Origin of the sequence: Vibrio lentus (genome assembly GCF_030409755.1) — a bacterium.
Classification (GTDB): domain Bacteria; phylum Pseudomonadota; class Gammaproteobacteria; order Enterobacterales; family Vibrionaceae; genus Vibrio; species Vibrio lentus.
In genome coordinates this window covers 2,974,326-2,986,382 of record NZ_JAUFQE010000002.1, presented here as the reverse complement: position 1 = coordinate 2,986,382, position 12,057 = coordinate 2,974,326, and the positions used below count along the sequence as shown (strand labels likewise).

Sequence of the window (12,057 nt, the reverse complement as noted above, 5' to 3'; positions counted from 1 at the left end):
TTAAAGCTAGAATATAGGGATTATTGTTTGGGAGGATTCATGGGTCAGTTATCTATTTTAGGTTTTATTGCCATTGGTGGCGCATTTGGTGCTTGTTCGCGCTATTTGATTTCAGAGTTATGTGTGGTGATGCTAGGGCGTGGTTTTCCTTATGGTACGCTAACTGTTAACGTGGTTGGCTCTTTAATTATGGGCTTACTCATCGCAGCGTTTGAGAATGAGATGGTTGCGACAGAACCATGGAGACAAATTATCGGTCTTGGCTTCCTTGGAGCACTGACTACATTTTCTACATTTTCGATGGATAACGTGCTTCTTATGCAGCAGGGTGCTTTCTTTAAGATGGGACTCAATGTGTTACTCAACGTGGTTCTCAGCATCTCAGCAGCATGGATCGGCTTCCAACTTTTGATAAAGTCTTAAAACTTTCTTACGATTTGTTAACAACTCGGCTTGGTTTATCCAAGCCGTTTTTATATACTCGATCGAACTTGTCGGAGTGCCATATGGCTGAGACCGTTAACTCGGGATCCGTTGAACCTGATCAGGCTAATACCTGCGAAGGGAACAAGAGTAGATATCTAACTAGAATCCCTCTAGAGATCTATCTCCAGATCACAACTGTATTTCTTACCGTGATCCCTCTTGTAGCATCTAATCCGTCAAGCATTTTTATCCCTATAAATAATGGCTAAAGGCCAAGGAAAAATGCTATGTCGAGTCGTAAACAAGCAAGACTGGAAGCGAAGAATTTCATCGATTCTTTATCCGTACAACCTTATCCAAATTCCAAAAAAGCTTACATCCAAGGATCTCGAGAAGATATTCAAGTCCCTGTACGAGAAATATCACTCGCTGATAGCCTTGTCGGTGGTACCAAAAAAGAGCCTGTATTCGAACCTAATGTACCCATTCAAGTTTACGATACCTCAGGTGTTTACACTGACCCCACACATCAAATAGACCTGTATAGCGGCCTTCCTAAGTTGCGTGAGCAATGGATTGATGAGCGTGGTGATACGGAACTGTTAGACGATGTAAGCTCTGTTTACACTAAAGAACGTTTAGAAGATGAAACTCTAGACGACCTTCGTTACGGCAACCTACCTAGAATTCGTCGCGCGACTGGCGATCAATGTGTTACTCAGCTGCACTATGCTCGTCAGGGAATTATCACTCCTGAGATGGAGTACATTGCTATACGTGAGAACATGGGGCGTCAGAAGTTTGCTGATGAGCAGCTTAACCACCAACATCCTGGCCATAACTTTGGCGCAAACCTGCCAAAAGAAATTACCCCTGAGTTCGTGCGTAAAGAGGTTGCTGAAGGTCGAGCTATTATCCCTTCAAACATCAACCACCCAGAATCAGAACCGATGGTTATTGGTCGTAACTTCTTAGTGAAGGTGAACGCTAATATCGGTAACTCTTCAGTAAGCTCTTCGATTGAAGAAGAAGTTGAGAAGCTAGTATGGTCAACCCGTTGGGGTGGCGATACCGTAATGGACCTTTCCACAGGGCGTAATATTCACGAGACTCGTGAGTGGATCCTGCGTAATAGCCCAGTACCAATCGGTACGGTTCCTATGTATCAAGCCCTTGAAAAAGTGAATGGCGTTGCGGAAGATCTTAACTGGGAAGTGATGCGCGATACTTTGATTGAACAAGCAGAGCAGGGTGTTGATTACTTCACTATCCACGCAGGTTTGTTGCTTCGCTACGTTCCGATGACGGCTAAACGTGTCACCGGCATTGTTTCTCGTGGTGGTTCTATTATCGCGAAATGGTGTCTTGCTCATCACCAAGAGAGCTTCCTTTATACTCACTTCCGCGAGATCTGCGAGATCTGTGCGAAGTACGACGTTGCTCTGTCATTAGGTGATGGCTTGCGTCCAGGCTCTATTGCAGATGCCAACGATGAGGCTCAATTCTCGGAGTTACGTACTCTAGGTGAGCTGACTAAAGTGGCTTGGGAATATGATGTTCAGGTGATCATTGAAGGCCCTGGACATGTACCTATGCACCTTATTAAGGAAAACATGGACGAGCAGCTAGAGCACTGCCATGAAGCGCCTTTCTATACATTAGGCCCGCTGACTACAGATATCGCTCCGGGTTATGACCACATTACATCTGGAATTGGCGCGGCGATGATTGGTTGGTACGGTTGTGCGATGCTTTGTTATGTAACCCCTAAAGAGCATTTAGGCTTACCAAATAAAGAAGATGTGAAGACCGGCCTGATTACTTACAAACTGGCAGCACATGCTGCAGACTTGGCAAAAGGTCATCCTGGTGCACAAATCCGAGATAATGCATTGTCTAAAGCACGTTTTGAATTCCGTTGGGAAGACCAATTTAATCTAGCTTTAGATCCGGAAACAGCACGTTCTTTCCACGATGAAACCCTGCCACAAGAGTCGGGCAAGGTTGCTCACTTCTGCTCTATGTGTGGACCTAAGTTCTGCTCGATGAAGATTTCTCAAGAAGTTCGAGAGTATGCGAAAGACACTGAACAAGTAGCCGCGGATCAGGCTATCGAGATTAAGATGCTAGGTAACCCGTTGGAGGGAATGCGTCAAAAATCACAAGAGTTCCGTGATACTGGCTCTGAACTTTATCACCCTGCTGTAGGCGTAAAAGAAGCTCAATTAGAGGAATAATGACAGTGAATATTCTCATCCCATCTCAATACATAGAGTTAACGGGGGAGGTTCAAAACTGTCTATTGGTTGCTAAACGACAAGGTTTAGCAACTGATGCAGTTGAGTTGGGTGTAAGCCCAACTCAATACTTCTTTATCGTTGATGCTCAACAGGCATTATCTATTGGCTTTGCTCATGATGTTGATTCATTGGCGGAGTGTCAGTTGGCGGAACTGAACCATGTTGTTGATTACAGTAATTCAGTCGCGCTAACTGACGTTTGTGACGCCTTTACACAAACTCCGAATACCATCTATGTCGGTGTCTCAGATGATTCAGCTGTACTGGATATCTGGTCATACCGGGATGCTAATCGTGCTATCAAGAGTGACACTACAACTCATCAGGAGTTAGATAGTCGTGGTCACTTCGCTTGGTTACTTTCTTTGTTGGCGCTGGAATTCCCATTAGAAGATGCACTGGTTCTAGCTCGCGCATCGTCCAATGTTTCACGTGGAACATGGCCAGCACATTACCAAAACTTTCCAGTTCCAGTTTTGGAAGATGAGCGACTGGATATTAGTGTTGGTTGGGCGCACCAAGGAGCATCACTTTCGTTCCCTGAATTGAGCAAGAGTAGCCTAGGGCTATACCCTGTGGTTGATGATGTTGAGTGGATCGAAAGGTTGCTCAAGCTTGGAATCAACACTGTTCAACTACGTATTAAAAACCCGCAGCAAGCGGACTTAGAACAACAAGTTGCGCGATCAATCGAGCTTGGTCGAGAGTATAACGCTCAGGTTTTTATCAATGACTATTGGCAGCTTGCACTCAAGCATGACGCATTTGGTGTTCATTTGGGGCAAGAGGATATTGAAGAGTCAAACCTCTCACAGTTGAGCCAAGCAGGTATCAAGATCGGTCTCTCGACTCATGGCTATTACGAGTTGCTCCGCATTGTTCAAATCAACCCAAGCTATATTGCGCTAGGGCATATCTTCCCAACAACAACTAAACAGATGCCATCAAAGCCTCAAGGTTTAGTTCGTTTATCTCTGTATCAACAGCTGATTGATACTATCCCATACACAGACCAACTCACTGGTTATCCGACGGTTGCTATTGGCGGTATTGACCAATCGACAGCTGAGCAGGTGTGGGAGTGTGGGGTATCGAGTTTGGCGGTGGTACGTGCGATTACATTGGCGGAAGACCCGCAGAAAGTGATCGAATTTTTCAAAAAACTGATGGCACCTAAATCTCCAACTCTTAAGGAAGAGGTTATACAGGAGCCTAGCTATGCTGAGTGACTTTGAATTCATTCGTTATCAACGACAAATTGCGTTGCCTGAAGTGGGTGAGCAAGGGCAACGCAACTTACTAAATAGTCATGTGTTGTTGATTGGTTGTGGTGGCTTAGGTAATGCCGCGGCTCTTTATCTAGCTGCTTCTGGTGTTGGAAAGATCGTGCTGGTTGATGATGATTGTGTCGATTCATCGAACCTGCAACGACAGGTCGCGTTCAGGGAAAGTCAGTTAGGTTCGCCTAAGGTTGAAGCGTTGAAGCAACAACTGAGTGAGCTCAATGGTCGCAGCCAAGTAAGAACCATCAATCAACGAATGAGTGAAAGTCAGCTTGAGCTTGAAGTGATGCTAGCTGACTTAGTGTTGGATTGTACTGACAACTTCGAGTCACGCCAGCAGGTTAACCAAGCATGTTTCAGCACGAAGACCCCTTTGATTTCTGGTTCTGCAATTGGCTGGAAAGGCCAGTTTGTTGTATTTGATTATCAGAATCAGAAAGGGTGCTATCACTGCTTGTTCCCGTTCAGACATCATCCACAAACGACTCGTTGTAGCGATAGCGGCATCATAGGCCCAGTTGTTGGCACCATAGGTAACCTTCAAGCTTTGGCTGCTATTCAACGTCTAACTCGTGGTGAGTTTCAGGCCGCAACACACCAACTCAAACTGTTCGATGGCCAGACGATGAATTGGCAAAACCTTATGCTCACTCAAGATAGTGAATGTCCTGTGTGCAGTGCGTCTGTAGTTAAGCATTTAGAAGAAGATATCCAATGAGCCATATAACGATCTCGATAAACGAACAATCAGAACAAGTAGCACACTCGTCGTCTCTAGCGGACATTATCCAAGTTCTAGCATTACCTGATCTAGGTTGTGTATTTGCTATCAATAATGCGGTTGTCCCGCGTAGCCAGTGGCAACAAACGGTCGTTAATGAAGGCGACGCTATATCTCTTTTCCAAGCTATTGCAGGGGGCTAACCATGTTAACCATCGCAGATAAAACGTTTCAATCACGTCTGTTCACTGGAACCGGCAAGTTCGCAAATAAGCATTTGATGGCGAGTGCTATCGAAGCGTCAGGTTCTCAACTGGCGACCATGGCACTAAAGAGAGTCGATATTCGTTCTGAGCAAGATGATATTTTACAGCCAATTATTGACGCTGGCGTTAATCTACTTCCGAATACCTCTGGTGCGAAGAACGCGAAGGATGCAATTTTCGCAGCACACTTGGCTCGTGAAGCACTAGGTACTAACTGGCTAAAGCTTGAGATTCATCCGGATCCAAAGTATTTGATGCCAGACCCAATTGAAACGCTTAAAGCCGCTGAGCAACTGGTCAAAGATGGCTTTGTTGTGTTGCCTTACTGCCATGCCGACCCAGTATTGTGTAAACACTTGGAAGAGGTGGGTTGTGCGGCGGTTATGCCGTTAGGTGCGCCGATTGGTTCAAATAAGGGTATTGCGTCTGCAGACTTCTTAGAGATCATTATCGACCAAGCGAATGTCCCTGTGATTGTTGATGCGGGGATTGGTGCGCCATCTCATGCTGCTCGTGCAATGGAAATGGGCGCAGACGCTGTGTTAGTGAATACCGCAATTGCTGCTTCTCAACAGCCGGTTGAAATGGCAATTGCGTTTAAGTTGGCAGTTGAGGCGGGTCGAATGGCTTACCTTGCTGGACTTGCAGGAAAAGTATCTCACGCGGTTGCTTCGAGCCCGTTAACTTCATTCCTAGACGAGTAGTATTGCTATGACGTTTGTTGATCGATTTAAACAGCTCAACTGGGATGACATTGGTATGTCTATCTTCAGTAAAACGGCAGCGGATGTTGAACGTGCTCTGAGTAAACCCAAACGCGACTTAGAAGACTTTAAGGCTCTGATCTCTCCGGCGGCAGAACCTTACTTAGAGCAGATGGCACAACAATCGTTGGCACTAACTCGCAAGCGATTTGGCAATACGATGTCGCTTTATATTCCTTTATACCTATCTAACCTGTGCGCTAATGCGTGTACGTATTGTGGCTTCTCAATGGAGAACCGTATCAAGCGCCGCACGCTTACTTTGGATGAAATTGATGCCGAAAGTGCGGCCATCAAAAAGATGAAATTCGATAGTGTATTGTTGGTGACCGGTGAGCATGAAACTAAGGTCGGGATGAATTACTTTCGACAGGTGTTGCCGAATATCAAAAAGCAATTCAACTACCTTGCGATGGAAGTGCAGCCGCTTGACCAACAAGATTACGCAGAACTTAAAACGCTTGGTTTAGATGCGGTGATGGTTTATCAAGAGACTTATCAACCAAGGACCTACGCTGAGCATCATCTACGTGGTAATAAAATGGATTTTGAATATCGTCTTGAAACCCCTGATCGCTTGGCAAAGGCAGGGATCGATAAGATAGGGATTGGTGCCTTGATTGGTTTGGAAGATTGGCGAACCGACTGCTTTTTTGTTGCTGCTCACTTAGATTACCTAGAGCGCACTTATTGGCAGACTCGCTATTCAATTTCATTCCCGCGTCTTCGTCCGTGTGAGGGTGGAGACTCTAGTGGAGGATTACAGCCTAAATCAGTCATGAACGACAAACAATTGGTTCAGCTTATCTGCGCATATCGACTCTTGAATCCCGAGGTCGAGCTATCCCTTTCTACTCGCGAATCGGCAACCTTTCGCGACAATGTGTTGCCATTGGGGATCACGAGTATGTCGGCGGCTTCTAAAACCCAACCTGGTGGTTATGCTTCTGGTGAAGAAGAGCTTGAGCAATTTGAGATAAGCGACGAGAGAAGTGCTGCCGATGTTGAGTCAATGATTCGTCAGCGAGGTTTCGACCCAGTGTGGCGAGACTGGCACAGTGCCTATTCTGGTTAATCAACATATTGGTCGATGTTCCACGTGAAACATCGTAATGATACAGGCAAATAAAAACGGCTACCTTTGGGTAGCCGTTTTGCTATTTGCTATTTGCTATTTAACTTATTAACCGAGCAAGCTCGTTTTGGTTCAGCTAACAGCTTAGTGAAGCGTTAAGCGTGAGCAAGTGGTGTTGTTGATTGGCGTAACCATTCCAATGTATCACCTTCAACTAGTGGGCTAACGTCGTTCCATACCTTCTGATGGTAGTCGTTCAGCCACGCCAGTTCAGGTCGTGTTAGCAAATCAACATTGATGTTGCGCTTATCGATAGGACAACGAGTTAGCGACTCAAACGTTAGTACTGAAAAATCACCTTGAGTTGGCAGCTCAACCACCAGTTCTAGGTTCTCGATACGGATACCAAATTCATCAGCACGGTAGTAACCCGGCTCGTTTGATAACACCATACCTACAACAAGAGGCACGTCGATAAGCTTCTTAGAGATGCTTTGCGGTCCTTCATGAACACTTAGGAAGTGACCAACACCGTGACCAGTACCGTGGTCGTAATCGAAGCCTTCTGCCCATAAGTGCTGACGCGCTAGGATATCAAGTTGGAAACCACGAGTGCCTTGTGGGAAACGAGCTCGTGCGATGCCGATATGACCTTTCAGTGCGAGAGTGAACTGCTGAATCATTTCGTCACTTGGTTGGCCAATCGCGATAGTACGCGTGATGTCTGTTGTGCCATCTAGATACTGGCCGCCTGAATCGACTAGGTACAGAGTATTCATTTCTAACTGACCTGGTTCAGGTTGATTCTCATGGTTGTAGTGACACATTGCAGCGTTGCCGCCTGCCGCAGAAATGGTGTCAAAACTTAGATCCATCAGCGTCGGGTCTTGCTCGCGGAATGATTGTACTTTGTCTGCTAGTACCGCTTCGTTGTGCAGGTTACCTTGCGCGACTTCTGCATCAATCCAAGACAGGAATTTCGCCATCGCCACGCCATCTCGAATGTGACACGCTTTCATACCTGCAATCTCAGTTGCGTTTTTAGCAGCTTTTGGCATTAGGCATGGGTCTGCTGCTTCAATGATGTGAGCGCCAGCGTTTTGCAGAACCAGCGTGTACCAAGCATTACTCGTGCCTGAATCGACAGACACATTGTTACCTTCTAAAGACTGAAGGCGCGCTTCAAGCTCTGATGGGTGAGAAACGCGAATACCATTACCAACGTGTGCTTCAAAGCCTGCTGGGATGCGTGCTGGGTCTAGGAAGAAATCGACGCTTTCATCAGCGTGAATGATTGCATTAGACAGTACAACAGGTAGGCGAGATACGTCCAAGCCACGAATGTTAAGCAACCAACAGATTGAGTCTAGCTCGGTAAGGATAGCGGCGTCCGCACCTTTTGCTTTTAGTAAGCCAGCAATCTCCGCACGTTTGCTTTCACTTGATTGACCAACGGCATCTGTTGCCATTAGGCGAACATCAGACACGACAGGTTCAGGGCGATCAGACCAAAGTTCATCAATTGGATTAGAAGAGAGTGTCGTTAGTTCAACTTTCTCCGCTAGTTTTGCTTGTGCGCCTTTCAACCAAGCAGCGGTGTGCATGCGTGGGTCGAATGCAACCTTACTGCCTTGCGGCAATGAATTGATGATCCAATCTAAAGCCGGTTCTTCAATAAGGTGGCGATACTCAAATAACTCTGCTGGTACCTGCTTACGAACCTGAACGGTGTAGCGACCATCTACAAAAATAGCAGCAGTTTCACGAGTGATAACAGCGGCACCTGCAGAGCCAGTGAAACCTGTTAACCAGTGAAGTCGCTCGTTATGAGCGGGAACGTATTCACCTAGATATTCGTCTTCGTGTGGAATAATAACGGCATCTAGGTTGCTTGTTTCAAGCCAAGCTCGAACCGCAGCAACGCGTTCAGCAGTGATATTGTGCATCTGTGTTTATCCTTATTGTTAGGGTCCTTGTTAACACTCACAGTCGATATACATGCGAGGGGACTTATTAGGTCAATAAGCTAGCGCTTTTGTTCGTTTGCTGCAAACGCTGTACGCCATTTTTATCTAAGGTGCAGAGTTTTTTCTTTGATGATATCTCGCAACCAAGTTAAGGCTGGGTCATTTTCTCTGTCACGGTGCCAAAACAGAGTGTATGCCATCGGTGGGAATTCCATTGGTAAAGGAACAACCACTAAGTCGAGTTGCTTAGCGACGAGGTAAGTAAAGTGGCTTGGTGCGGTAAACACAAAGTCGGTGTAAGTACACAGGCTTGCGGCGCTATTGAAGTCTGGAACAGAAATCGCGATATCACGTTGGTAACCAAGATCAGCCAGTTTGTAGTCGAGCAGCCAGCGGTCGTTACCATCACACCTTACTTGTACATGACGCTGCGCAAGGTAGGTTTCTAAATCCCATTTACCACTCAGAGCAGGGTGGTTGCGTCTTAGCACACACATCTGTGCGTCGCGGTAGATCTCTTGTTCGCAAATGTCGTCTGGCGGCAGCATAGTTAAACGCGCATCGTTGATGTCGATGTCTTTGCCAGTGAGTCCGATATCTAGTTCACCAAGTTGCAGCTTCTTAAAGGTTTGTTCTGTCCACGCGTGTGTGTTGATATTGACCTTAGGTGCTTGTCGAAATATCGCCGGTAAGAAGTGAGGAAGAATCAGTGGGTAAACACTCTCAACGGCAGCAATATGAAAACTGTGGTCGCTGTTGTTGGGAATGAATGTCTCTGGCTGGGTAAGTACATCAAGTTGATTGATCAGCGTTTCTAATCGAGGCTTGAGAAATACAGCCTTAGGTGTCGGTCGTAGGCCATGAGCACTTCGCGTAAAAAGGGGATCATTAAATTGCTCACGAAGCTTGGCTAGCGACTTACTCACCGCTGACTGGCTCAAGCATAATCGATGCGCAGTGCGAGTGACACTCAGCTCTTCCATCAGCACCTGTAAGCAAACCAATAGATTGAGGTCGAGGCGTGATAGTTTCTCGATATTCATGTGAGTTTCCTATTTGGAATAATGCTAATGAGTATATGCCATTTTTGTTCATATCTTTAGTTGGTTATTATGCACCTAAATTAACTCATTCGGAGAATCTTGTGCCTTCTAACGCGCTTCCAACCCCTAGTAAACTGCAGGTTGCTTTATTGGCAATGCTGGTTCTATTTAGCCCTCTGGCTATAGATATTTATCTTCCAGCTCTGCCACAAATTTCAACAGCGTTTCACGTGGAACACGCACTAGCACAAGATACGATTACTTGGTTTTTATTCGCCATGGGTGTCGGGCAATTATTTGCAGGCCCTTTGGCTGATAAGCTAGGACGTCGAACCGTTGCATTGGGAGGTGTTAGTATCTATGCATTGAGTGCTTGCTTGGCGTGGGCAGCTCAATCGATTGATATGATGCTAATAGCTCGGCTGCTACAAGGCTTAGGAGCTTGTGCGACTTCTGTAGCAGCCTTTGCGACGGTTCGCGATCTATTTGGCCCTGAGAAGAGCGGCCGTATGATCAGTTACCTCAATGGTGCCATTTGCTTTATTCCTGCATTAGCACCGATTCTGGGTGCTTGGTTAACTCAACAGTTTGGCTGGCGCTCGAACTTCAGCTTCATGGCTGTGTTCGCTGTCGTGGTTGGCACCATTTTGTTTTTTCAAATGAAAGAGTCTAATCCAGCGACAGAAAAGGTCGCGGTGTTCAAACTTGAGCGTTACTGGTCGGTATTGAAAACACCATCATTCATCTTCCATGCGACATTGTGCTTGATGGCTATGGCAGTCATCCTTGCTTACGTTACCTCTGCACCTGTTGTGTTGATGGAAAATCTAGGTTTGACGATGAACGAATTTACCTTCTGGTTTGGTATTAACGCGGTTATCAACATCACGGCTGCATTCACTGCTCCGAAGTTCATGGACCGTTTTGGTACATATAAGGCGTTAGTTGTAGGTATCTCAACATTGGGTCTGGCTGGCGTCATTATGTTGGTACTTGCTGACCATGCTAGTGCGATCGCATTCATGCTGCCAATCTTCTTGTCTTCAGTTGGTTTTGCTTGGATTCTTGGTGCTGCAGCCGGTAAGGCACTTGAACCTTTCGGTGACCGTGCGGGTACCGCAGCTGCGTTGCTTGGTTTGTTCCAAATGAGTGGTTCAGGGTTACTGGTTGGTACCATGCAGCGCCTTGATTTAACATCGCAAGTGATGATTGCGCTGCAAATGTTCCTTATTGTTCCTGCATTGTTAGTGCTTGCGAGCAAAGCAGGTAAGTCGTGGCACACGACGTTTGCTAAGGCATAAGTCTCAAGGGTGACAAAATATACAAATGGCGGTTTGCGAAACGTTAAAACATGGTATATTTGTCACTCATTGAAACGTTAGTCCCCAACGGAAAATACTGTAATGTCATTAACAACCTACGAAATGGCGCGCATCTTAGAACAAATGGAAGATGCACCTGAAAAGGTCATGTTTGGTAAATTGCTTAAAGAGCTAGGAAACCAAAGTGAAGAGCGTATTCGCAGTGCGGCAAAACAAGTTCCAATCGACACTTTGCGAGATATCATTTACCAATTTCAACGCGTAGTTGAATCTCGTAAAGGTGAACAAGTTCAGCTACTAGCAAAAGAGCTGGCAGAGCAAGGTATTTCAGCTGAGGAATTACAAGCTTTTCTGAGCAAGTAGTTTTTCACCAGTTAAAAAGAAACCACTCATTTGAGTGGTTTTTTGCGTTTTTGGATTTGCGATGAGGACTAGTTGCTGAATTGCTTCTTCAAGATTCTATCCAATGAAAATGGTCCTGCGCCCCATACAACGACGATAAGAATCATTAATCCCCAAAGCTGATGATCGTAGAAGCCTTGCGCCCACAATACAGGGTATGACACGACGGCCATGATATTGAAAACGAATAGTGCTGCAGCCATAGGTCGTGTTAATAAACCAAGTGCTAAGAATACTGGCAGAATCAATTCAGCGGCAGTACCCATATAGGCCGCTAACTCCCAAGGTAACAGTGGGACTTGGTATTCCAATTCAAACAAGTACAGAGTGCTATCCCAAGTTGCTATTTTAGTCAGCCCAGAATTAAAGAATACCCATGCCACCCAAAGGCGACAAAATAGCAGAAGCACTGGAACAAAAAGTGCCTGTGATTTCTCAATCAAATTGTCGTATTGAGCCATCATGTTCGTGACTGTGTTGTTATCCAT

12 protein-coding genes and 1 riboswitch are annotated in these 12,057 nt (G+C 45.8%); of the genes, 9 read left to right on the top strand and 3 right to left on the bottom strand.

Features of this window, described 5'->3' with window-relative positions; all coding sequences use genetic code 11:
* The first annotated feature begins 39 nt into the window (after positions 1-39).
* From crcB to thiH, 7 genes are all read left to right on the top strand, one after another.
* Positions 40-423 carry a fluoride efflux transporter CrcB gene (crcB, locus tag QWZ07_RS21945; RefSeq protein ID WP_060983701.1) on the top strand — a complete coding sequence of 128 codons (384 nt, stop codon included), beginning with the start codon at positions 40-42 and terminating at the stop codon, positions 421-423.
* Positions 424-485: 62 nt separating this feature from the next.
* A riboswitch (TPP riboswitch) is annotated at positions 486-584 on the top strand.
* 129 nt (positions 585-713) lie between these two features.
* Positions 714-2,663, top strand: a complete 1,950-nt coding sequence (thiC, locus tag QWZ07_RS21940; RefSeq protein ID WP_192854225.1) for a phosphomethylpyrimidine synthase ThiC — start codon at positions 714-716, stop codon at positions 2,661-2,663.
* The gene (locus tag QWZ07_RS21935) at positions 2,663-3,955 is read left to right on the top strand and encodes a thiamine phosphate synthase (protein ID WP_192854226.1); all 1,293 of its coding nucleotides are present in this window, start codon (positions 2,663-2,665) and stop codon (positions 3,953-3,955) included. The genes thiC and QWZ07_RS21935 overlap by 1 nt, the downstream gene beginning before the upstream one ends.
* Complete coding sequence (locus tag QWZ07_RS21930) at positions 3,945-4,727, top strand: HesA/MoeB/ThiF family protein (protein WP_192854227.1); 783 nt, start codon at positions 3,945-3,947, stop codon at positions 4,725-4,727. The genes QWZ07_RS21935 and QWZ07_RS21930 overlap by 11 nt, the downstream gene beginning before the upstream one ends.
* Positions 4,724-4,933: a sulfur carrier protein ThiS gene (gene thiS, locus QWZ07_RS21925; protein WP_010440653.1), complete on the top strand. Its 210-nt coding sequence runs from the start codon at positions 4,724-4,726 to the stop codon at positions 4,931-4,933. Before QWZ07_RS21930 ends, thiS begins: the two co-directional genes overlap by 4 nt.
* Before the next feature lie 2 nt (positions 4,934-4,935).
* Positions 4,936-5,700, top strand: a complete 765-nt coding sequence (locus tag QWZ07_RS21920) for a thiazole synthase (RefSeq protein WP_192854228.1) — start codon at positions 4,936-4,938, stop codon at positions 5,698-5,700.
* Between the two features lie 7 nt (positions 5,701-5,707).
* The gene (gene thiH, locus QWZ07_RS21915; RefSeq protein WP_065679807.1) at positions 5,708-6,835 is read left to right on the top strand and encodes a 2-iminoacetate synthase ThiH; all 1,128 of its coding nucleotides are present in this window, start codon (positions 5,708-5,710) and stop codon (positions 6,833-6,835) included.
* A gap of 155 nt (positions 6,836-6,990) precedes the next feature.
* Here thiH and QWZ07_RS21910 read toward each other — a convergent pair whose 3' ends face one another.
* A complete protein-coding gene (locus tag QWZ07_RS21910) occupies positions 6,991-8,781 on the bottom strand; it encodes an aminopeptidase P family protein (RefSeq protein WP_192854229.1) in 1,791 nt (596 codons plus the stop codon).
* 122 nt (positions 8,782-8,903) lie between these two features.
* Positions 8,904-9,845, bottom strand: coding sequence for a LysR substrate-binding domain-containing protein (locus QWZ07_RS21905; protein WP_065112053.1), 942 nt, complete (start codon positions 9,843-9,845; stop codon positions 8,904-8,906).
* Positions 9,846-9,946: 101 nt separating this feature from the next.
* On the opposite strand from QWZ07_RS21905, the gene QWZ07_RS21900 reads away from it, so the two are divergent.
* Positions 9,947-11,146: a multidrug effflux MFS transporter gene (locus QWZ07_RS21900; protein WP_026012368.1), complete on the top strand. Its 1,200-nt coding sequence runs from the start codon at positions 9,947-9,949 to the stop codon at positions 11,144-11,146.
* Between the two features lie 102 nt (positions 11,147-11,248).
* Positions 11,249-11,530, top strand: coding sequence for an H-NS-like global regulator TsrA (gene tsrA, locus QWZ07_RS21895; protein ID WP_016787602.1), 282 nt, complete (start codon positions 11,249-11,251; stop codon positions 11,528-11,530).
* A 68-nt stretch (positions 11,531-11,598) separates the two neighbouring features.
* Here tsrA and QWZ07_RS21890 read toward each other — a convergent pair whose 3' ends face one another.
* Positions 11,599-12,057 (bottom strand): DoxX family protein, encoded by a 459-nt coding sequence (locus QWZ07_RS21890; RefSeq protein ID WP_016787601.1) that lies wholly within the window; start codon positions 12,055-12,057, stop codon positions 11,599-11,601.

Excerpts from the sequence above, each read along its gene's own strand:
- crcB (WP_060983701.1), top strand. The coding sequence starts at position 40 with ATGGGTCAGTTATCTATTTTAGGTTTTATTGCCATTGGTGGCGCATTT.
- thiC (WP_192854225.1), top strand. The coding sequence starts at position 714 with ATGTCGAGTCGTAAACAAGCAAGACTGGAAGCGAAGAATTTCATCGAT.
- QWZ07_RS21935 (WP_192854226.1), top strand. The coding sequence starts at position 2,663 with ATGACAGTGAATATTCTCATCCCATCTCAATACATAGAGTTAACGGGG.
- QWZ07_RS21930 (WP_192854227.1), top strand. The coding sequence starts at position 3,945 with ATGCTGAGTGACTTTGAATTCATTCGTTATCAACGACAAATTGCGTTG.
- thiS (WP_010440653.1), top strand. The coding sequence starts at position 4,724 with ATGAGCCATATAACGATCTCGATAAACGAACAATCAGAACAAGTAGCA.
- QWZ07_RS21920 (WP_192854228.1), top strand. The coding sequence starts at position 4,936 with ATGTTAACCATCGCAGATAAAACGTTTCAATCACGTCTGTTCACTGGA.
- thiH (WP_065679807.1), top strand. The coding sequence starts at position 5,708 with ATGACGTTTGTTGATCGATTTAAACAGCTCAACTGGGATGACATTGGT.
- QWZ07_RS21910 (WP_192854229.1), bottom strand. The coding sequence starts at position 8,781 with ATGCACAATATCACTGCTGAACGCGTTGCTGCGGTTCGAGCTTGGCTT.
- QWZ07_RS21905 (WP_065112053.1), bottom strand. The coding sequence starts at position 9,845 with ATGAATATCGAGAAACTATCACGCCTCGACCTCAATCTATTGGTTTGC.
- tsrA (WP_016787602.1), top strand. The coding sequence starts at position 11,249 with ATGTCATTAACAACCTACGAAATGGCGCGCATCTTAGAACAAATGGAA.
- QWZ07_RS21890 (WP_016787601.1), bottom strand. The coding sequence starts at position 12,057 with ATGGATAACAACACAGTCACGAACATGATGGCTCAATACGACAATTTG.